The organism is Flavobacterium crocinum (assembly GCF_003122385.1).
GTDB lineage: Bacteria > Bacteroidota > Bacteroidia > Flavobacteriales > Flavobacteriaceae > Flavobacterium > Flavobacterium crocinum.
On sequence record NZ_CP029255.1, the window covers coordinates 1381247 to 1401822 of the forward strand.

The window sequence follows — 20576 nt, forward strand, 5'->3', positions numbered from 1 at the left end:
TATCTCTGCGGTATAACCACCTAAAACTTCCAAATTCCATATACCTGAAAATAATTAAAATTCTGCTCAAAATTAATCACATATCGAGCACCGAGACTCGGCCCAATCCTGGCAAAACCTGCCGTCAAATCAAATAACAGGCCTGTTTTTACATCTGTAAAACTGTTTTTTACTTTGTCAGAACTAGTTGTCGAACTAATTAAAAAATTCTCTTTATCGCCTTCGTAAGTATCTATTTTAATTGTCTGATTTTGCTCAGAAGAAACATTGACATTCGCCTGAATTCCCGCACCAACGCCAATATAATTGTTGATGTTGTAGCGAATTAAAACCGGAACTTCCCAATTGATATTTTTATTTTCAGTAGAAGTTGTGGTGCGCACCAATTGTCTTGTTCCATTGGCATTGGTGTTAAATTCGTCTGTGACATTTACAGCACTGTTGTATTGGTTTAAAGCATTTACCCATTCTATCTGCCAATAAAAATGATACGATTTAAAAGGCGAGAGCGTCGCTCCCACAAAATAACTCGTTGATTTATCTAAATCAGGATAAAAATTATAACCCGCTTTAGCACCAATCGAAATTCCCGGCAGAAATCGGGTAGTGGCGTAGTTGGTAATTATCGGTTCGTTTTTATCAAAAATAATAGCAGTGCGACTTTTGGTTTTTACTTTATGAAAATCTTCTCCAAACTTCATGGAGTATTTTACAAAACCTTTTGTAGAATCTTTTTCGTGAACATTTTTTTGTTCGCTTCCCGGAAGGTAAATATTTTTAAAAGTAAAAATGATTTGTTTCTGTTTTATTATCGTATCCAAACAGCTTACAGTTGGTTCTTCGCCTTTTGGACAAATCGGACATTCGGGATACATGCTTTCAATCTGGAAAGTCTTTTTGTCAAACATATCCGGAATATCGGTTTCTAAACGAATTTTTCTTGCCGGGCCTTCGCCGTTATTCTGGAAACGGGTTTTAAAATTGACTCTTTTAAAACGAACCAGTCTGTAATTCATAAATCTTCCGTTAGATCCCATTTTATTTGGATCATGAGAAGTCACAATTTCCATTTCCAGATTTTTTACTTTATGGTTTTTATAACTTCTGTTGGGAACAAAAATACCGCGCATGGTAACTGTTGCGCTGGTATCTTTAATCATTTCGGGAGTGGTTTTGAAAGTGTAAAAAACATTTCGCGTTTCGCCAGGATTAGCATCGTCAAATTCTAAAACAGAAACATTATGATAGGTTTTGTTGGCATCTAAAAGCGATGCGTCCAAATCTTCTTCAGTGGTTGTATTTCGGTATTTTTTGGCTTTGAAATTCCCTTCGGCGGAAGCCAGAAAATTATTCGAATCATTCAAATCATCAACCGAAGCGACTAGATTTTCTTTTACTTCACGTTCGCCGGCATAAGTTCTAAAATCGCTCAATTCGAAATTATTGTGTTTGAACTGCTTTTCATTATAAAACAAATAAAGCTTTCCGCTCGAAACATAATTCTCCAGATTTTGATAACTCACTACGACTACCATTTCCTGCTCCGGAATTGGATCACAATTTTTGATAATTGCAAAACCATTCTGATCGGCAATCGAAGCGATATCTTTATAATTAGTATCTGTAATATCATTTACAGCCACTTTTTTAGGACGTGTCGCAGGCGGTTTCCCGTTGTCGTAATTGTTCGTTACGGCAAGTCTTGTGGTATAAGTGCCTTTCTTTTTGTAAACATGTTTCGGTTCTGCTTCTTTGCTGTAATGTCCGTCGCCCAATTCCCATAAATAAGAATAACTTGGCTTTGGCGCACCCGCAATCGGAATCAAAGGCGGTGTTTCGGGTTTATAAGAAACCTGATTTCCGTTTTGAATAAAACTGATATTTGCTCTTCGGGTTATGGTGTCTTTTACTTTGGTTTGCCCTATTGAGAGAATAGAAAATAGAATAAAGAAAACAGACAAATGTGGTTTCATAACTAGATAGTTTTGAGGCTTAAAATTTCTTGGGGAAATTTCAAACAGGATTAAATGTAAAAAAAAGTGATGAGCAAATCACCACTTTTTCTTAAAAAAGCATTTGAAAGTTACTGAATGGCATTAATTGCAGCAACCAGCTGGGCTTCTGTACCGACTGTTGTTTCGGCTAGTGTAAAGGTATAAACGGCATTTGCTGTAGTAGTCACGCCTTTGATTGCATATCTCCAGTTACCACCGTCTTCGGTTGCGAAAATGATGTGGCAGGCAAGACCAACCGGAATTTGACCGTAGTGTTCACTGAATAATCCTTCGGCTGTGTAAGTGTCTAATTTAGCAAGCGCATTGATACCTTCGCCATCATAAGAAAGATATACAGCACTATTGGTATTGTTGTATCCTTCAGGAACATCTACCAAAATAGTAGTTTTTGGTCTCGGATCACTGTAGAAACGGTCAACGTTTGTCCATCCAAAGTTTCCAAAAGTTACATAATAATTGTTTCCTTCTCCTTGAACACCGCCTTTTCCGCCAGTTCCATCGGCATTTGCTCTGGCATCTTTCCAAGCCAGTTCGCCATCTTCATCAATAACTCCAGTCCATAAAGTCATTAAATTATCGTAACCATTCGTTAATGCTGTTGGAACAGTCATGTTCATGTAGCATGAGGTCTGTAATTCGACTCCCCCCTGAGTTGCTTTGATGAAGAATTCTCCTCCAGAAATCAAAAGATTTTTCTTTCCATCAGGCATAATTCCCATTGTTGGTTTGTTAGTCACTAACATATTTCCTTTATCAAAAAGTTCGATAAATTCGATATCTACTTGTCCCGTAACAGGAGTTCCGTTTTTAGTTAAACAATCTCCGTTAATGTAAAGCTTGACACCCTTTGCGGATGTTAGAGTAACGACTCCGTTTCCTGCTGTCATGGTAAAATTTTGAGTGTTTCTTTTTACTCCTTTTTCGCTAATACTTTTAAAAGCGGCAGCTGTTGGAGGAGAAAGTTTTATATCATCTCCGTCTGTATCGTTGCAACTTGCGAAAGTTGTCATTGCTAATATTAAAAGTCCGATCTTTTTAAAATTTGTTTTCATAATTTCTAGTTTTTATAAATCTGGCTTGATTGTTTCAAGTGGTTTTCAGATTTGGTTAATTAATTTTTAGTTAAATCAATTTGGGTTTGATTTTGTTACCCTTGTTTTCAAAAATTATTTTTTAGGCTTTTATATCGTTATATCAATTGGCTTAAAAAATTGTTACCCCTTATTTTTGATTTTTTTTCAAATGACAATTCGCTAAACGAACTAATAATTCACTAAAGGATATATATGACGCGGATAAAACAGATTTACTTCGTAAAAACACGGATTAAGACAGATTTACAACTTAATTTTTTTAGATAGATTAATGAAAAAATCCGTCTTAATCCGCGTCTTCGCTTTGGCGAATCTGTCTAATCCGCGTTTGATTAGACAGATTATTATGAAAGTCTGTATAATTGATGCCCTGTTTTTATGAGTAATGGATAGTCATATTTTTTATTTAAACAGAAAGGCATTTGTCTTCAAAGAGATTTCCGTCTTCGTCAACGGCTACCAGAATATCTTTTTTACGGGAGAAATTTAGAATCAGGTAAATCCAGATAATTAACCAAAATCCTAAAGTCATACAGCTGATGAATAAATGAAGTGCATGGTTTATTGCTTTTTTTTCTTTGGATAAAACCACATAAGGCAGTTTTTCATTATGTTCTGTAATTACAAAACCATTGCGTGTTTTGGCAGCAATAATCTCGTAGAATCTGTCCAGGTTTTTCTCATTTACAAATTGGTAACTTTCCATTTCTTTTAATTTTTTAAAGGTTTTTAAAAGACTTCTGTTTCGTTATATACAATTCACGGAATTATTGTTACCCCTTGTTTTTGAAAATTTTTGAGATTCTTTTTTTAAATTAGCTGTTAAAACATTTTTCTATGGATCAAAATAAAATTCATCCTGACCAAAAATATATCGATGGACTTGCCGCAAATGATTCGGTAGTGATCGAAATGATATATAAAAAGTATGCTCCCAAAGTGGTTTTGTTTATCACCAATAATTCAGGAGATAAAGATCAGGCTCAGGATGTGATTCAGGAAATTATGATTTTGCTTTTTAATCAGGCTAAAGCCAATAAACTTCAGCTGACTTGTCCGTTTGATGCTTATTTTTTCCTGTTGTGCAAAAGACGCTGGCTCAACGAACTTAAAAAATCATCGAACAAAGGGGTAACAATTTATGAGAACGTGGTATCTAGTAATGAATCTGCACACGACTTAATTGCTCAAACAGAAGAATTTGACGAAAAACAACAGCTTTTTGATACGATGTTTCAGAAACTCGGAGAGAAATGTCAGGAAGTTTTAAAACTCAGTTTCAGCTTAAAATCGATGGAAGAAGTAGCCGAAAAACTCAATGTGACTTACGGTTATGTTCGAAAAAAGAAATCATTATGTGTTGGTCAGTTAACGCAGTGGATTCAGGAAGCGAAAAATTTTAACTCTTTAAAAAACAATTAATCATGAACGAAGAACGCTATATATTATTTGATCAATATCTTCAGGGCGAACTGACCGTTGATGAAAGAAGCAATTTTGAGAAACAATTAAATGAAGATCCGGAATTGGCATCGGCATTTGAAAGTTTCAAAGAAATGCATTTTCAATTAGATAATAAATTCGGAATAGAAACGGAGCGGGAAGCTTACAAAGAAAACCTAAGCCGAATCTCAGATAAATATTTCCATAAAAAGAAAAACAAAGTAGTTTCGCTTAAACCTTGGTATTTTGCGGCAGCGGCTTCCGTCGCCATTATGTTTGGACTGTTTTTCTTTGACTATAAACATTATCCAAATTTTGAAGATTACAACCATCCGGAAAGTGCTTATTTTACAGAAAGAGGCGTTTCTGAAGAAACTTTGAAAAAGGCTGAGGATAATTTTAATGGCAAAAGATATGAGAAAGCAATACCGTTTTTTGAAGCTATTTTAAAAGAAAATAATTCCGAAGAAATTAAGTATTTCTATGGTGTTTCGTTACTGCAGGTGGGAAAATATGTAAAAGCCGAAACTATTTTTAGAGAGTTAGAAGCAGGAAATTCTGTTTTTAAAGAAAAGGCAAAATGGAATATGGCATTGTCTAAATTAAAACAAGGAAAATATAAAGAATGTCAGGAAATTCTACAGACTATTTCTCAGGATTTTGAAGATTATGACGATGTAGAACAGCTGTTGGAAGAGTTAAATTAGTTAAAATTTAGCAAGATCGATAAAAAAATACGGTCTTTACGTGAAACCTCAATCGAATTTGGAATTTTAGTTCTAAATTCGATTTTCTTTTTATAAGAAATTGCTCCAAAAACTATTTAAAACCTAACCGGATTAATTAATGAAAAAAATTACACTGTTTCTTTTTATCATTTTTTCTCAAACCATTTTTAGCGCAGCTAAAATTACCGAAACCGAAAAACTTGCAGCAACTTGTAAAGTTTGGGGATTTCTAAAATACTACCATACGAAAGTAGCCAATGGAGAAGTCAATTGGGACAATCAGCTTTTGGAGAAATTACCTAAAATAGAAAAAGCACAAACCAAAGAAGAGTTCTCCTTAATTCTGGAAAATTGGATCGATGAGCTTGGTCCAGTAAAAGAAATTGCGCCAATTCCTGCGCCAAAAGATGTAGAATATTTTGATAAAAACTTTGATTTAAGTTGGTTTAATAATAAGCTGTTTTCTAAAAAACTTTCGAAGAAATTGAAATTTATTGAAGAAAACAGGTTTCAGGGCGAACAATTTTATGTTTATGCTATGGAATATGTTGGAAATATTGGCATAAGAAATGAAAGTTCTGAAGATCCAGATTTTAATAATAAGGATTCAAAACTTCGAATGGTATTCATGTATTGGAATTTAGTAGAATATTTTTTCCCATATAAATACCAAACAGATCAAAAGTGGGATACAACTCTAGAAAAAGTAATACCTCTTGCCATCGAAGCGAACAATCACGATGATTTTTATAAAATAATGGCAGAATTAGCCTTTAAGGTCGATGACAGTCATACAGAAGTATATTTATATTCTTCAGCGGCAGGTTCCAAACCTTCGTATTTTTTTCCTGCTAATGGAAAAATAATTGATGATAAAGTAGTAATCACAGAAATTTTGGCGGATAGTCTGGCACAAGCTGATAATATAAAAGTAGGAGACGTTATTACTAAAATAAACAATCAAACAATCAAAGATATTATTGCAGAAAAGAAGAATCTTGTTAGTGCTTCTAATAATGCCAAATATCTGGATAAGATAGTTCAGGGAATTTTAATAAGTAAATCGGATACCGTTAAAGTAGAGTTTCTTAAAAATGGAGAATATCGAACCAAAACGATGATATGGCACGATTATCATGATTCTCACCGAAATGAATTTAAAAAAGGGGCAAAGAAAAAGAGAGAGAGATTCAAATTATTAGATAATAATATTGGCTATGTTGACATGGGAATCATAACAGACAGAAATATTCCCGATATGATTGAACTACTAAAAAACACTAAAGCAATAGTTTTTGATGTTAGAAATTATCCTAAAGGCACTGCCATAGAAATATCAAATTTTATAAGCCCTCAGGAAAATAAATTTGCCATTTATACTATTCCGGATTTAAGTTATCCAGGCAGATTTAAATGGAACAATGAAGGCACTTCAAGCGGATCTGACAATAAGGATAATTATAAAGGAAAAGTAGTTGTTTTATTGAATGAGAAAACGCAGAGCCACGCAGAATGGACAGCAATGTGTTTTCGAGCTTCGGGGAATACGACTATCATTGGAAGTCAGACTTCAGGAGCAGATGGTAATATTTCTGTATTTGAGTTTAAAGGATTTCGTACATTATTTTCAGGAATTGGCGTTTATTACCCAGATAAGCGCGAAACCCAAAGAATTGGCATAGTTCCTGATATTGAAGTAAAGCCAACAATTAAAGGCATTCAGGAAGGAAGAGATGAGGTTTTAGACCGTGCTTTATTGTTTGTTGAAACGGGTAAATAATATTATTAATTCAGTTTGTCGTTTTAAGGAACGAAGGATCACATTAGTTGATCGTCAGAAAAAATGGGGGTTTTCTTTGCGATACTACTTTTGAGATTCTTCGTTCCTTAAGAGGATAAAATATTCGAAAGAGAATTTACAGCGACCTTTGTCAAAGTTTCAACTTTGACAAAGGTTTTTCTTTTTAAGCGTAATTTCTTAAAATGAAAATAAAGAAATCCGTTTTTATCCGCGGTTTCACAAAGTGAATCAGTCAAATCCGCGTCCCGTAATCTCTACAAAATTGGTATTCTTTTAATATTGTCGTATTTTTGACCGCTTTAAATTTATACCATTGAATTCAACATCCATTATTACCGATACCCACACGCACTTATATTCTGAAGAATTTGATCAGGATCGTGACGAAATGATTCAGCGTGCCATTGATGCCGGAGTGACCCGTTTTTTTATTCCTGCAATCGATGCTGCCGCAACGCAGTCTATGTACGATTTAGAGAAAAATTATCCGGATAACGTATTCTTAATGATGGGGTTACATCCCACTTACGTGAAAGATAATTATCTGGAAGAATTGACGCACGTTGAAAATGAACTGGCAAAAAGAAAATTCTATGCTGTAGGTGAAATCGGAATCGATTTGTATTGGGATAAAACACATTTAAAGGAACAGCAGATTGCTTTTAAGAAACAAATTCAGTTGGCGAAACAATACAAATTACCTATTGTAATTCATTGCCGTGAAGCCTTTGATGAGATTTTTGAAGTACTGGAAGAAGAAAAATCAGAAGATTTGTTTGGGATTTTTCATTGTTTTTCCGGAACTTTAGAACAGGCTTTGCAAGCTATTTCTTATAATATGAAATTAGGAATCGGCGGTGTTGTTACTTTTAAGAATGGAAAAATCGATCAGTTTTTAAATCAAATCGATTTAAAGCATATCGTTTTGGAGACAGATTCTCCTTATTTAGCACCAATTCCATATCGAGGAAAACGTAATGAAAGTAGTTATTTAGTGAATGTAATTTCAAAACTGGCAACGATTTACGAAGTTTCTGAAGAGGAAATAGCAACGATAACAACCCGGAATTCGAAGGAGGTTTTCGGGATTTAATCTATTCGTTACTTTAATATAATTTTTTTTTTGTTCTTTTGCCCACTTAAAATCAATATAAATAATGCAGAAATTTGATGCCATTCGACCTTTTTATGATTCTGAAATAAATGAAGCACTTCATGGTGTTGTCAATCATCCGATGATGAAAACCATGATGAACTTTACTTTTCCGGATATAGAAGATGAGGTTTGGAAGGAACAATTAAAGAAAACACATTCGATTCGTGATTTTCAATGCAACTTTATTTATAATACGATTCAGAAGGTTTTAGAAAAAAGTTCTGAAGGCTTGACGACTTCTGGTTTTGAAAAATTAGAACCTAATACTTCTTACTTATTTATATCGAATCATAGAGATATTCTTTTAGATACAACGCTATTAAATGTATGTTTGTTTGAACATGGTTTGGTCATGACAGCATCTGCAATTGGAGATAATCTGGTTAAGAAAGCTTTCCTGGCAACTTTAGCAAAACTGAACCGAAACTTTTTAGTTTTAAGAGGATTAACGCCTCGCGAAATGCTGCAAAGTTCTAAACTTCTTTCAGAATATATGGGACAATTATTGCTTCGCGAAAATCGTTCGGTTTGGATTGCCCAAAAAGAAGGAAGAACAAAAGACGGAAACGATGAAACCAATCCGGGAGTTTTAAAAATGATCGGAATGGCTTCTGATGAAGAAAACTTAATGGATTATTTTAAGAAATTAAAAGTAGTTCCGGTTTCCATTTCATACGAATACGATCCGACTGATGTTTTGAAAATGCCGCAATTAATGGCAGAAGCGAACAATGAGGTTTACGTAAAAGATAAAAACGAAGATTTCATGAATATCATCAGCGGTATCATGGGAACTAAAAAAAGAATCCATATTTCTGTCGGAGATGTTCTGGATACAGAAATTGATCAGATTGTAGCCGAAAATGACAATGCAAACAAACAGGTTTTGGCATTGGCACAAACTATCGATGATGTTATTCTGAAAAACTATCAATTATGGCCAACTAATTTTATTGCTTACGATATTTTAAACGAAACAGACCGGTTTGCAGACAAGTATAAAGAGAGTGAAAAATCTCTTTTTGAGCGTCGTTTAGAAATGCGTATCGGAAGCGATAATCCTGTGACTAGACAAGGGTTTTTGGCTATGTATGCCAATCCGGTTGTCAATAAATTAAAATACCAAGATGTCATCTAAAGCTAAAATATTATTGATTTATACCGGAGGAACTATCGGTATGAGCAAAGATTTTGAAACAGGAGCTTTGAAAGCTTTTAATTTTGGTAAATTAATTCAGAAAATTCCTGAAATCAAACAATTGGATTGTGAAATCGAATCCATTTCATTCGAACATCCAATAGATTCTTCCAATATGAATCCCGAAATGTGGACAAAAATTGCCACTATTATCGAGGAAAGTTACGCTTCTTTTGACGGATTTGTGGTACTTCACGGTTCAGATACAATGTCATATTCAGCTTCAGCATTGAGTTTTATGTTGGAGAATTTGTCAAAACCTGTAGTGTTTACAGGTTCGCAATTACCGATTGGAGATTTGCGTACTGATGCTAAGGAAAACCTGATAACAGCGATTCAGATTGCTTCTCTTCAGGAAAACGGAAAGCCTGTTATTACAGAAGTATGTTTGTATTTTGAGTATAAATTATACCGCGGAAACAGAACTTCAAAAGTAAATGCAGAACATTTCAGAGCTTTTACAGCACCAAATTATCCTGAATTGGTAGAATCCGGTGTGCATTTAAAATTGAATAAACATTTATTTCTTCCAATAAACAAAGATGCAAAACTGATTGTTCATAAGAATTTAGACAATCATGTTGCGATTATAAAAATGTTCCCGGGAATGAGCGAAATCGTTTTGGCTTCAATCCTTTCTACAAAAGGTTTACGAGGAATTATTCTGGAAACGTATGGTTCCGGAAACGCTCCAACCGAAGACTGGTTCTTGAGTTTAATAGAAAAAGCCATCAAATCGGGAATGCATATCGTAAATGTAACGCAATGTTCAGGCGGAAGTGTAAACATGGGACAATACGAAACTAGTACAGCCTTAAAATCGCTTGGCGTTATTTCTGGAAAAGACATTACTACAGAAGCAGCGATTACAAAATTAATGTATTTGCTTGGGCATAAGATTCCACAAAACGAGTTTAAAGATATTTTTGAAACGGCTCTAAGAGGGGAAATCTCTTAAATTCAAATAACAATATTTTTAAATCCCAAATTCCATACTTTAGTTTTGGAATTTGGGATTTTTTTTATTGAGAATTTCGTTTAACCGTTCCAGTTTGTCATTTAGGAACGAGAAATCACACAAGAAACTCCGCAAAGTATGTCGCCAATCTTTGTAGAATCCCGCGTGTGATTTCTCGTTCCTCCAAGATTGCGGATAATTAGAATTTGGGATTTTTTTTATTTGAATTTCCTCTAAAATTTAGAGTTTTTATACTCAACCGGACAAGTCTCCAATTCCTCAGTAGTTTTATGTTTTATATAATACACATAAACAATCACAGAAAGAATACAAATAATTCCCTGAATGGCAACCGTAGTTCTTACACCAAGTGAGTGAGAAACATATCCGATTATTAAACTTCCAACAGGAATCATTCCCTGATATGCCATCATAAAATAACTGATACTTCTGGAACGCATACTAACAATACTGTGTGTCTGGATATAAATATTGATGGATGAAGTTTGTCCCATCATTCCGATTCCGCTTAAAGTCATGCAAATCAGAGCAATTGTAATATTGCTGGAAATGGCCAGAATAATAACGCTGAAACCTAAAAGTAAACTCGCAGCAATCATCAGTTTCCCCATATTTTCAGCTGATTTTAAATTGGCTAAATAAACGGCAGATAAAACAGAACCAATTCCGGCGGCACTTTCAAACCAGCTGAAAGTTTCGGCGTTTCCGCTAAAAATGTCTTTCGCAAAAACCGGCATCAGCGTATTAAAAGAAATTACGAACAAACTGCTGCAGGTTAACATCAGAAGCATTCTTGCCATTTCGGTTTCTTTTTTGACATAATCCAGTCCTTCGATAAGATCGTCCAGCATATTCAGTTTATTTTCAGCTTTAATATGAGGAGTAATTTTCATTAGCAATAGCGAAATCAAAACAGGAATGTAACTTAAAAAGTTTCCAATAAAACAGATGTCTTCGCCGTATTGGTGCAGAATAATTCCCGCAAGCGCCGGACCTGCAATTCTGGCAAAGTTGTTCATGGTAGAATTCAGCGCTACGGCATTCGGAAGATCTTCTTTATTGTCGACAATATCAATCATCATGGTTTGACGGCAGGTCATATCAAAAGCATTGATGATTCCCTGAATTAAACTTAATGCCAATATGAAGTTGATATTGTATATTTTAAGATAAATCAGCAAGGCTAAAGTTCCTGCCTGAAGCATAGCAAGAGATTGCAGAAACAATAATGTTTTATGTCTGTCGTAACGTCCGATTATACTTCCTGCCAAAGGCGCCAGAAAAAGAGACGGAATCATACTTAAAAAAGTTGCCAATCCCAAGAGAAAAACAGATCCCGTTATACTGTACACCATCCAGCTCACGGCTGTTTTTTGCATCCAGGTTCCGATTACTGAAACAGATTGTCCGTAAAAGAACAATTTGAAATTTTTAGATTTTAAGGCTTTAAACATGATCTTAATTATTTGATACAAAGGTCGGGATTATGATTTCATTAGAAAAATTAATAATTTTACTGATAATAAGTAGTAAAACTTATCAATATGGAAATCTATCAATTGGAATATTTTATCAAAACGGCTGAGGTTTTGCACTTTACCAAAGCAGCCGAATTATGTTTTGTAACACAATCGGGGCTTTCGCAGCAAATAAAAAAACTGGAAGAAGAACTCGGCATGCCTTTGTTTAAGCGAATTGGTAAGAAAGTACAATTGACAGAAGCGGGTTCGGTTTTTTTGATTCACGCCAAAAAAGTAGTAGAAAATGTAGAAAACGGAAAACAGGCAATTGAAGATTTAAACGAAATGATTGGCGGCGAACTGCGAATAGGCGTAACCTATATTTTCGGATTATTGGTGCTGCCTGTTGTGAATACCTTTGCCAAAAGATATCAAAATTTAAGAATCATAGTTGATTATGGTACCACAGAATCCTTAGAACAAAAACTAATTAATAATGAATTGGATTTGGTATTAGTTATTTCATCGCATGAGATTGGGCCCCCAATTCAAAAAGTGCCTTTGTTTACTTCTAATATGGTAATGGCGGTTGCAAAAACAAATTCTTTGGCTTCTTTAGAAAAAATACCTTTTAAGAAAATAGAAGAAGTACCGTTGATTCTTCCCGGAAAAGGATCAAATTCCAGAGAATATGTAGAAATATTGTTTGTAAAACATCACATGAAACCGAAGATTTCGATAGAACTAAATTCCATTAATGCCTTACTGCAAATGGTAGAAAACAGCGACTGGGCAACAATAGTAGCCGAAAAAGCATTAAAAGGCTGGGAGCACAGTCTAAAAGCCATTCAAATTACGGGCGTTGTGACTAAAAGGGATTCGTTTATGCTCACAATTGGAAGTTACCAAAAGAAGGCTGTAAAACTGTTTATGGAAGAATTTAGTAAAAGCATCAATGAATCTTAAAATTTACGTTGTATAACTCAATTTTTTTTTTGTTCTTTGCAGACCAAAATAGAGAGGTGTCCGAGTGGTTTAAGGAGCTAGCCTGGAAAGCTAGTATATGGGTAACTGTATCGAGGGTTCGAATCCCTTCTTCTCTGCAAATTTTTATTTAAAATAATACCAAACCTCGAAATGTATATTTCGAGGTTTTTTTATTAACTTTTTACAATTTGTTAAATCTATTAAGTTGTTATTATTAAGCTTTGAGAAGCATAAATGATTTTATTAAAAAGGAATGGCAAAAGGAAAAAGTATAAATGTTGAAGGAACTCAAATTACTATTTTATCAAAAGATGGTAAGGATGAATATATTTCCTTAACTGATATGGCACGCAGTCAATTGCAAGAAGTTGTAATTATAAAATGGTTAAGCCTTAAAAGTACAATTGAATATCTTGGAGAATGGGAAGCATTGTACAATCCAAATTTTAATTATACCGAATTCGGTATAATTAAAAATGAAGCGGGCAGTAATAATTTTGTGCTTTCGGTAAAACATTGGATTGCGATTACAGGAGCAATAGGACTTACTGCAACCGCCGGACGATATGGCGGAACTTATGGGCATAAAGACATAGCCTTTCATTTTGGGATGTGGATTAGTCCTAGGTTTCAACTATTGTTGGTAAAAGAATTTCAAAGACTTAAGGAAGAAGAAAATGAAAGACTGAATCTTACATGGAATTTACAGCGAACATTGGCAAAAGTAAATTATAAAATACATACTGATGCCATAAAAGAGAATTTGATTCCTCAATTGCTTACTAAAGAAAAAATAAATTTTATATATGCAGATGAAGCAGATTTACTAAATGTAGCACTATTTGGAAAAACAGCAAAGCAATGGCGTGTTGAGAATCCTGATGCAACAGGAAATATAAGAGATGAAGCCACAATAGAACAATTAGTTGTACTTAGTAACTTAGAAAGTATAAATGCGGTATTAATAAACAAAGGCATTGGTCAAAGCAAACGTTTAGAGCAACTGAATACTATTGCTATAACACAAATAAAATCACTATTAGGTAATATAAATCTGGACAAACTTAAATAATGACAGTAATATGAGTCTTGTCAACCAAAAAAACCGCAATTTCAATTTAATTGAAATTACGGTTTTTTTATTTTTTCATGTAAACTAATAAGGTCTTACTTCTCTTTCAGTTACTTCTCCAAATATTCATTTTTATCCTTTTCAACTTGAACCAGACATTGATAAATTATTAGATAAAAATACACTTAACAAAAAACAGCTTTATTCGGGCAACAGAGGATTTTTTATTTTTTCAAAAAGGATATTTTTTGAGGATTTTGGAATTTTCACAATATGAAAGGGCTGTGCAACATCATTTGTGATGCCAACTTTCAGGTTTTCTACCTGTACGAAAATTGTACCTGAACGTATTGTGGCTTTTGTAATATCTATCGATGTTGAACTATTGCTGTGTTGTTTGTAAAAAGCGGCAATAATATTGAATTTAGAAAAATCAATATCGGTTTCTTTGAAATAATATTCGGTAGTATTCTTGTTATATTCATTCATTTTTGCCTTTAAGGCTTCCCAGGTAATTTTATTCGTAATTACAATGTTTTTTTGTTCAATAGTTGAAGAGGATAAACTTCCTTGTCCGACAGATGTAATTGTAATATCTCCACTCGCGTTGTCGTCGTCGCTGGAACAGCTGACAAGTAAAAATAAAGTCGCAATTAAAATTAGTTTTTTCATTTTTAAATTATTTAGATAAAAATAGACTTTAATAAAAACAGGTTTATTTTGAGTAGAAAGGATTTTTTATTTCTTCGAAAACAATATTTTTTGAAGATTTTGGAATTTTTACAATATGAAAAGGTTGTGCAATATTTAGTATGAAACTAACTTTAAGGTTTTCTACTCTGATGACAATTTTGTTTGAGTACATTGTGGCTTTTGTAATATCTATAGAGGTTGCACTGTTGCTGTTTTGTCTGTAAAAAACGGCGATAATATTGAATTTAGAAAAATCAATATCTTTTTCTTTTAGAGATTTTTCGGTAGTATTTTTATCAGATTCCATCATTTTTGCCTTTAAGGCCTCCCAGGCAATTTTATTAGTAATTACCATATTGGCTTGTTTGATAGACGGGTTTTGTAAATTTCCTTGTCCCACCGTTGTAATTGTCATACCTCCACTTGCGTTGTCGTCGTCATTGGAACAGCTGACAAGTAGAAATAAAGCCGCAATTAAAATTAGGTTTTTCATTTATTTAGGTTTTATGGTTTACAAAATTAAAGAAATAATGCACTGTATTTTAATTAGATAGCGATGTTGTGAAATGGTTGCGTTGTTTTGTTGAAAATTTATAATTCACGTTCCTTGTCTTAACTTATGGATAAAATGAAATTAAGATTCTTTGCGTTAAGGAGTAATCTGCCTGACCGGCTTAATAATTATTTTCAGAGGTTATTTTTAAATCCCATTTTGAAGATGTCAGTTTTCAATTTTATTCATAAAAAAAGAGATCTCGAATTTTCAAGATCTCTTTTCTACAATTATATTTTAAAAAAGGTTTTAATTCCCTTTCAACAACTTTTCCAAATAATGGCTTCAACGGTTATTCCCTGAGCTTTTACTACTTCTTTTAGTTTTTCTTCGTCTATGGTTTCGCAAGCTTCGGAGAAGCTCAATATTTATAGAGATCGCATAATCATCGGCAATAAAGCTCCAGCGAGCGACATATATTATAAATCGTAAAAAATATATCGCTCCGCTGGAGCTTCTTTCAATATATTACTAAAATTCTATAAATATTTTACCCCGCTGGAGTTTTTTGGAGATTTTTTTATAAACATTGAAGCTGCTCAAATATGTTGTTTTTTTGAAACAGCTTAATATTGTTTTTTTTTAATTGAGATACTTCGCTAAAACAGGATCCTTATCTGGGGCATGATACCCCATAATAATTCTGTCTTTGAATGCTTTTTTCGAAATCACAACCAGCTGACTGCTCACATAATTTCCGGTTGGAGAAAATGTTAGTTGATAAATGATATCGCCTTTACTCCAGATAAAATGCTCGGGATACGTAATATAATAATCATCTAAATCATCTTTTATCTTTTTGGTTTCGTTAGGCAGTTTGTCCAAAAGAAGTTTTTGCGATTTATCTATTTCGTCATAAGGCGTATTTTCGCTCTTTACAATTTCGGTTGGATTGCCCAGCTTTTTCTTAAGCACATCTAAAAGCGTAAAACTTTGATCGTTTTTTGGGTTGATTCTCATAAAGGCGATCTTGTTATCATAAACACTTATAGCAGCGCCCATAACATCATTTATTGGTATTCCTCCGTAGTTAAGCTGTGTGGTGTTTTTTTCGTCCATAAAGACATAATTGGTAGATTTTTCTCCTTTGTCTACTAAATTTAAACTCGCGTCTTCTCCGTTAACAACGGCTTCGTAATGTCCTTTTTGTTCTGTTTTGGAAGAAAAGGAAAGTCCGTCGAGATAGGTTTCGGCACTTTTGTTGAAATCTATAGTGGATAAATCCTGTGATTTTGGGCTACAGCTCATTAGTAATAGTAAGTTTAATGAAATTAAAATTTTATTTTTCATAACTAAAGTTCTTGATTTAGGTAATTTTTTCACTGTTGAAAAAAAAGAGATATACTAAAAATATATTTTGACTTTTACCAAAATAAAAAATAGTTTGCAATAAAAAAACTACAAACTGTAAAAAATACAATTATTAAAAGAACGATTGATTATTGAAAAATAAACTCTAAATTGGTAGTATAATCTTATTTTAAAGAGTATGAAATCAATATTATATGCCTTTTTAAGCTTTTTCCTTTTTTCTTCCTGTGCCTCGTTTTCGGACAAAATGGTCAAAAATAACAAGGAGAATTTATCAGAGAATGATTTGTCGAAATTGGAAGGAACTTATGAATTGTTTCCTGATTTACGATATAACGAAAAAGGAAGTGCGGAATTGATAAATTCTCAAGATTCTAGGGTAAGTGATTTAAACTATTTTGTTTCGTTTAAAGAGACAAAACAGGATGGTTTTGGAAGTTATTTTGTTGATATAAATTTTGTTAGTGGAAATAAATTAAAGTTTACCACGAAAAAAGATAATGTAGAAATAGAAAGTTTTGAAGTGGGAGGAAAACTAAAAAATGGACTTTTCTATCTTGACAATAGATATTTAAAGCGAAATGGTATTCCGTATCTTGCGGGAGGTTATACCAATTACAAAACCCGAATCGGACTGGCGAAAGATGACGGACTTCTGGTTAATTATGCTTATGATAATTCGGGCGCTATTTTGTTTCTTTTTTGGGCAGGTTCGGATTATAATTTAGGTTATCATTACAAAAGGATTCAATAGTTTTAGGTTTAAAAAGAGCAGATGTATAAATACCATTTTCGTCCCGGTTATCAATCCAAAGACCTTTTAATAGATATTTTTAGCGGTGCTGAAAACGAAACTTTTATGTTTGATTTTCTGCAAACTTTCAAGTTTTCTGCTCTAACGATAATTTTTTCCTGAGCGCATTTTGGCTTTTATAACATCTACCGAGCGTTCGAATCCCTTCCTCTCTGCTAGTAAAGAGTTCTAACTTTTTTTATATTTTTGCGTAAGAATTTTAATAAAAAATATAAATAGAAAAGTTTATGAAAAGAATATTACGATTAAATATTTCGAAAATTGCTGTTTATGGGATTCATATAGGCCTTTTTCTTATTGGTATTGCAGCAATGGGTAAAGATGTTAAAGATTCAACCAGCGTGATTGGAGAATACACGTCTATTCCCGATGAAAAATTCGAACAAATCTTAATTAATTTAGGTTATGACTCGGGCAGTATTGACCACAAAGTATTAACGGCAAATATTTCTAAGGTTACTTATTTAGACCTTTCAAATAAAAGCATTACGGATTTAACAGGATTGCAAGATTTTGTAGCGTTGACTGATTTAAGATGTGCACAGAATCAACTAACGAAGTTAGATGTTAGAAAAAATCCTCTGCTTACAACTTTAGACTGCAGATATAATCAAATTAGTGTTTTAGACCTTAGTAAAAACACTGCTTTAGGTACTTTATACACTACTTCAAATCCATTAGGAACTTTAGATTTAAGCAAAAATCCTTCTTTGACTGAATTGCAATCTGAAGACAATAAATTGACGGTTTTAGATTTAAGTAAAAATCTTTCTTTGAATATTGTATGGTGTAACCGAAATGATATAACAACTTTAGATGTAACACAGAATACTGCACTTACTGTATTAAGATGTTTTGGAAATCAATTAACTACATTGGATGCCAGTAAAAATACAGCATTAACTTATTTAGATTGTAAGAACAATAAATTAGTGAAATTAAATGCTCAAAATGGTAACAATAAAATATTAAGATATTTTGAGGTTGAAGGAAATCCAGGACTTCAATGCATACAAGTGGATGCAAATAAAGCTTTAAACTCTGATTGGTCAAAAGATAAATCTGCAAAGTATAGCAAGACAGCTTGTCAATAAGTTTATTAATTTATTGTCTAAATAAATTTGAAGATACTTCTTTCGTTAAACTAAGAGATAAAAAACAAAAGCCCCGCATTAGTAAAATTGCGGGGCTTTTGTTTTTTTGAAAAAGTTGAAGTTGATTTTGAAAACTACAAATAGAAACGAAAACGTCTACTCTAGCCCCGATAGAAGTGATATCCTTTTGTTCTGGGGTTCAGAACAAAAGATATAACGGATAGCGGGACTAAAAGTTTTTTGAAAAAGAGTTTTTCTGCTTCTTAAAAAAAGAAAAAAATATAAAGACATAGTCCTGAAAAGTTGTTCTTAAATACGGTTTCCCACATTATTTTATTCTGGAAATATTATATATTTGGCCTTTGTGTAATATAAATAACTTGATGGATTTACCTCCTTATTCGCCAGGATTGCATAAACTGGTCACTTTACATGTCGACGAAATTTCGAAGCTAACTAACAGCGGTGGTTTTGTTGCTGTTACTAATTCCATTCTACAAAAATACGAATTGGAAAAGGTTGGTGCGGTAGTGCATGACTTTGATAACGATAGTTTTACAATCTCATACTGCCTTAAAGAATCACATATTTGTATACACACCTGGCCGGAATACAATCAGTTGACTTTGGACGTTTATTTGTGTAATTATCTTCAGGATAATTCGGAAAAAGTACGCGCTGTAATGGCAGATTATGTTGCTTATTTTGATGCAGAAATAATTAAAGATTTTGAAATTAACCGATAAGATATGAAGATTCCTTGTTACGATTGTAATACAGAAACCGAGTTAGAGGTTGGTTTTGAAGTAGTCAATTTTGTGTGTCCGAAATGCCACAGCGTATACGCTCGTGATGACGAAGGACAGTTTCGAAGAAAAAATAAATACACTAATGTACTTCAGGATTATCCGCTGCAAGTTGGCGATATTGGATTTTTGAATGGAAGTGAGTATAAGGTTACGGGCATACTGAAGAAGAAGGTTCATCCGGATTATACCTGGAATGAATTTATATTGCAGAATGAAGCTAAGGAATTCCTTTATCTTTCTCTTTCTAACGGGCATTGGATGATGCTTACCGAAATGGAAAAGATTGATCCATTAAAAAAAGGCGTTAAAGTTCTAAATCATAACGATGAAAGATATGAATTATATGAACATTCGGATGCGCAGGTTATAGACGCACAAGGTTTTTTTGATTTTGAACTTCGCAGCAGATTAATTCATTTGGCAGAATTTATAAATCCGCCCTATATTATTTCTGTTGAAAAAATGAATAATATAGAAACCGCTTTTCACGGCGAATATGTTAGAAAAAGCGTTATCAAAAAAGCATTTCCAAAAAGAACAATGCCCTATCAGTCCGGAGTCGGTATGATTGAGCCATCTCGTTTTGATTTGAGAAATACAGCTATTATTTTCTGCTGTTTCGCTTTATTGATTCTGACAGCCAATTGGTATATTTATAAAGATCAGGTGGAACAAAATGTGTTTAACAGCGCGATTAAATTCAACGAATTTAATAATAAAGAAATGACTACTCCGTCGTTTGTGCTCAATGGTGCTTCTGCTCCTATGACGATTAAGGTTTCGACAGCTGTCCTTAATTCATGGGCGAACTTAAACATCGCTTTGGTTAATGAAGATAATGGTGATGAAATTTATGCCAACAAAGACATAGAATACTATTATGGTACTTCTGATGGAGAATCCTGGACAGAAGGAAGTCAGTCCGAGAAATTTAATATCTGTGGTGTAAAAGCAGGGAAATACCACCTTTCGATCACACCAATGAAAGCTCCTGAAGATCTTTCGACCAGTACAATGAATGTAAGTGTAGTCTGGAATCAGCCGTCGAATCGAAATGTCTGGCTGGTTATCATCGGGATGGTTGTGATCTATTTTATAATACGATATTTCAGAAACCAATTAGAAAGAAATAGATGGGCAGACAGTTCTTACTCCACTTATGACTAAAATACTATGAATAGAATATCTGATTTCTTTGCCAATAATTGGGCTCCATTAGCAATAGGATTCTTTTGCTTTGGAGTTTATATGTACTTTGCTCTTGCCGGAAACCGAATTTGTGATTGCGAAACTACAGAAAAATACAGACCAACAACATCAGGAAGCCGTTCCTCTTATAACCATTTTTACCACAAATAAAAAAAAATCA

20 protein-coding genes and 1 tRNA gene are annotated in these 20576 nt (G+C 33.5%); 14 read left to right on the forward strand and 7 right to left on the reverse strand.

The features are described 5' to 3' along the window. Positions 1-20: 20 nt before the first annotated feature. The 3 genes from HYN56_RS06410 to HYN56_RS06420 all read right to left on the reverse strand — a co-directional run bounded on the left by HYN56_RS06410 (position 21) and on the right by HYN56_RS06420 (position 3815). The gene (locus tag HYN56_RS06410; protein ID WP_109191414.1) at positions 21-1973 is read right to left on the reverse strand and encodes a PKD domain-containing protein; all 1953 of its coding nucleotides are present in this window, start codon (positions 1971-1973) and stop codon (positions 21-23) included. A gap of 110 nt (positions 1974-2083) precedes the next feature. Beyond that, the gene (locus tag HYN56_RS06415; RefSeq protein ID WP_109191415.1) at positions 2084-3067 is read right to left on the reverse strand and encodes a hypothetical protein; all 984 of its coding nucleotides are present in this window, start codon (positions 3065-3067) and stop codon (positions 2084-2086) included. Positions 3068-3515: 448 nt separating this feature from the next. Further along, positions 3516-3815: a hypothetical protein gene (locus HYN56_RS06420; RefSeq protein WP_109191416.1), complete on the reverse strand. Its 300-nt coding sequence runs from the start codon at positions 3813-3815 to the stop codon at positions 3516-3518. Positions 3816-3946: 131 nt separating this feature from the next. On the opposite strand from HYN56_RS06420, the gene HYN56_RS06425 reads away from it, so the two are divergent. The 6 genes from HYN56_RS06425 (at position 3947) to HYN56_RS06450 (ending at position 10393) form a co-directional block, all read left to right on the forward strand. Next, a complete protein-coding gene (locus tag HYN56_RS06425; protein WP_109191417.1) occupies positions 3947-4531 on the forward strand; it encodes an RNA polymerase sigma factor in 585 nt (194 codons plus the stop codon). A gap of 2 nt (positions 4532-4533) precedes the next feature. Beyond that, positions 4534-5259 carry a CDC27 family protein gene (locus tag HYN56_RS06430; protein WP_109191418.1) on the forward strand — a complete coding sequence of 242 codons (726 nt, stop codon included), beginning with the start codon at positions 4534-4536 and terminating at the stop codon, positions 5257-5259. A 139-nt stretch (positions 5260-5398) separates the two neighbouring features. Continuing rightward, positions 5399-7060, forward strand: a complete 1662-nt coding sequence (locus tag HYN56_RS06435; RefSeq protein ID WP_109191419.1) for a S41 family peptidase — start codon at positions 5399-5401, stop codon at positions 7058-7060. Positions 7061-7394: 334 nt separating this feature from the next. Further along, complete coding sequence (locus tag HYN56_RS06440) at positions 7395-8174, forward strand: TatD family hydrolase (protein ID WP_109191420.1); 780 nt, start codon at positions 7395-7397, stop codon at positions 8172-8174. A 64-nt stretch (positions 8175-8238) separates the two neighbouring features. Beyond that, a complete protein-coding gene (locus HYN56_RS06445; RefSeq protein WP_109191421.1) occupies positions 8239-9375 on the forward strand; it encodes a 1-acyl-sn-glycerol-3-phosphate acyltransferase in 1137 nt (378 codons plus the stop codon). After that, positions 9365-10393, forward strand: coding sequence for an asparaginase (locus HYN56_RS06450; RefSeq protein ID WP_109191422.1), 1029 nt, complete (start codon positions 9365-9367; stop codon positions 10391-10393). Before HYN56_RS06445 ends, HYN56_RS06450 begins: the two co-directional genes overlap by 11 nt. Before the next feature lie 233 nt (positions 10394-10626). On the opposite strand, the gene HYN56_RS06455 is transcribed toward HYN56_RS06450, so the two are convergent. Continuing rightward, positions 10627-11868, reverse strand: a complete 1242-nt coding sequence (locus HYN56_RS06455) for an MFS transporter (RefSeq protein ID WP_109191423.1) — start codon at positions 11866-11868, stop codon at positions 10627-10629. Between the two features lie 90 nt (positions 11869-11958). On the opposite strand from HYN56_RS06455, the gene HYN56_RS06460 reads away from it, so the two are divergent. The 3 genes from HYN56_RS06460 (at position 11959) to HYN56_RS06470 (ending at position 13933) form a co-directional block, all read left to right on the forward strand. Beyond that, complete coding sequence (locus HYN56_RS06460; RefSeq protein ID WP_109191424.1) at positions 11959-12840, forward strand: LysR substrate-binding domain-containing protein; 882 nt, start codon at positions 11959-11961, stop codon at positions 12838-12840. A gap of 50 nt (positions 12841-12890) precedes the next feature. Further along, positions 12891-12977 (forward strand) — tRNA-Ser (locus HYN56_RS06465). Between the two features lie 137 nt (positions 12978-13114). After that, entirely contained in the window at positions 13115-13933 is an 819-nt protein-coding gene (locus tag HYN56_RS06470) for a KilA-N domain-containing protein (protein WP_109191425.1), read from the forward strand. A 201-nt stretch (positions 13934-14134) separates the two neighbouring features. Here HYN56_RS06470 and HYN56_RS06475 read toward each other — a convergent pair whose 3' ends face one another. The 3 genes from HYN56_RS06475 to HYN56_RS06485 form a co-directional block, all read right to left on the reverse strand. Beyond that, positions 14135-14605 carry a hypothetical protein gene (locus HYN56_RS06475; RefSeq protein WP_109191426.1) on the reverse strand — a complete coding sequence of 157 codons (471 nt, stop codon included), beginning with the start codon at positions 14603-14605 and terminating at the stop codon, positions 14135-14137. 43 nt (positions 14606-14648) lie between these two features. After that, positions 14649-15119, reverse strand: a complete 471-nt coding sequence (locus HYN56_RS06480; RefSeq protein ID WP_109191427.1) for a hypothetical protein — start codon at positions 15117-15119, stop codon at positions 14649-14651. A gap of 642 nt (positions 15120-15761) precedes the next feature. Further along, entirely contained in the window at positions 15762-16469 is a 708-nt protein-coding gene (locus HYN56_RS06485; RefSeq protein ID WP_146194573.1) for a hypothetical protein, read from the reverse strand. 199 nt (positions 16470-16668) lie between these two features. Between HYN56_RS06485 and HYN56_RS06490 the strand changes: the two genes are divergently transcribed. From HYN56_RS06490 to HYN56_RS06510, 5 genes are all read left to right on the forward strand, one after another. Then, complete coding sequence (locus HYN56_RS06490; protein WP_109191429.1) at positions 16669-17244, forward strand: hypothetical protein; 576 nt, start codon at positions 16669-16671, stop codon at positions 17242-17244. A gap of 287 nt (positions 17245-17531) precedes the next feature. Beyond that, a complete protein-coding gene (locus HYN56_RS06495; protein ID WP_109191430.1) occupies positions 17532-18398 on the forward strand; it encodes a leucine-rich repeat domain-containing protein in 867 nt (288 codons plus the stop codon). Positions 18399-18781: 383 nt separating this feature from the next. Beyond that, positions 18782-19144 carry an S-adenosylmethionine decarboxylase family protein gene (locus HYN56_RS06500; protein ID WP_109191431.1) on the forward strand — a complete coding sequence of 121 codons (363 nt, stop codon included), beginning with the start codon at positions 18782-18784 and terminating at the stop codon, positions 19142-19144. Positions 19145-19147: 3 nt separating this feature from the next. Further along, the gene (locus tag HYN56_RS06505) at positions 19148-20374 is read left to right on the forward strand and encodes a DUF4178 domain-containing protein (protein WP_109191432.1); all 1227 of its coding nucleotides are present in this window, start codon (positions 19148-19150) and stop codon (positions 20372-20374) included. Positions 20375-20380: 6 nt separating this feature from the next. Continuing rightward, positions 20381-20566: a hypothetical protein gene (locus HYN56_RS06510; protein ID WP_109191433.1), complete on the forward strand. Its 186-nt coding sequence runs from the start codon at positions 20381-20383 to the stop codon at positions 20564-20566. Positions 20567-20576: the final 10 nt, after the last annotated feature.

Excerpts from the sequence above, each read along its gene's own strand:
- HYN56_RS06480 (WP_109191427.1), bottom strand. The coding sequence starts at position 15,119 with ATGAAAAACCTAATTTTAATTGCGGCTTTATTTCTACTTGTCAGCTGT.
- HYN56_RS06420 (WP_109191416.1), bottom strand. The coding sequence starts at position 3,815 with ATGGAAAGTTACCAATTTGTAAATGAGAAAAACCTGGACAGATTCTAC.
- HYN56_RS06455 (WP_109191423.1), bottom strand. The coding sequence starts at position 11,868 with ATGTTTAAAGCCTTAAAATCTAAAAATTTCAAATTGTTCTTTTACGGA.
- HYN56_RS06450 (WP_109191422.1), top strand. The coding sequence starts at position 9,365 with ATGTCATCTAAAGCTAAAATATTATTGATTTATACCGGAGGAACTATC.
- HYN56_RS06435 (WP_109191419.1), top strand. The coding sequence starts at position 5,399 with ATGAAAAAAATTACACTGTTTCTTTTTATCATTTTTTCTCAAACCATT.
- HYN56_RS06410 (WP_109191414.1), bottom strand. The coding sequence starts at position 1,973 with ATGAAACCACATTTGTCTGTTTTCTTTATTCTATTTTCTATTCTCTCA.
- HYN56_RS06490 (WP_109191429.1), top strand. The coding sequence starts at position 16,669 with ATGAAATCAATATTATATGCCTTTTTAAGCTTTTTCCTTTTTTCTTCC.
- HYN56_RS06425 (WP_109191417.1), top strand. The coding sequence starts at position 3,947 with ATGGATCAAAATAAAATTCATCCTGACCAAAAATATATCGATGGACTT.
- HYN56_RS06430 (WP_109191418.1), top strand. The coding sequence starts at position 4,534 with ATGAACGAAGAACGCTATATATTATTTGATCAATATCTTCAGGGCGAA.
- HYN56_RS06500 (WP_109191431.1), top strand. The coding sequence starts at position 18,782 with ATGGATTTACCTCCTTATTCGCCAGGATTGCATAAACTGGTCACTTTA.
- HYN56_RS06445 (WP_109191421.1), top strand. The coding sequence starts at position 8,239 with ATGCAGAAATTTGATGCCATTCGACCTTTTTATGATTCTGAAATAAAT.
- HYN56_RS06495 (WP_109191430.1), top strand. The coding sequence starts at position 17,532 with ATGAAAAGAATATTACGATTAAATATTTCGAAAATTGCTGTTTATGGG.
- HYN56_RS06460 (WP_109191424.1), top strand. The coding sequence starts at position 11,959 with ATGGAAATCTATCAATTGGAATATTTTATCAAAACGGCTGAGGTTTTG.
- HYN56_RS06470 (WP_109191425.1), top strand. The coding sequence starts at position 13,115 with ATGGCAAAAGGAAAAAGTATAAATGTTGAAGGAACTCAAATTACTATT.
- HYN56_RS06510 (WP_109191433.1), top strand. The coding sequence starts at position 20,381 with ATGAATAGAATATCTGATTTCTTTGCCAATAATTGGGCTCCATTAGCA.
- HYN56_RS06415 (WP_109191415.1), bottom strand. The coding sequence starts at position 3,067 with ATGAAAACAAATTTTAAAAAGATCGGACTTTTAATATTAGCAATGACA.
- HYN56_RS06505 (WP_109191432.1), top strand. The coding sequence starts at position 19,148 with ATGAAGATTCCTTGTTACGATTGTAATACAGAAACCGAGTTAGAGGTT.
- HYN56_RS06485 (WP_146194573.1), bottom strand. The coding sequence starts at position 16,469 with ATGAAAAATAAAATTTTAATTTCATTAAACTTACTATTACTAATGAGC.
- HYN56_RS06475 (WP_109191426.1), bottom strand. The coding sequence starts at position 14,605 with ATGAAAAAACTAATTTTAATTGCGACTTTATTTTTACTTGTCAGCTGT.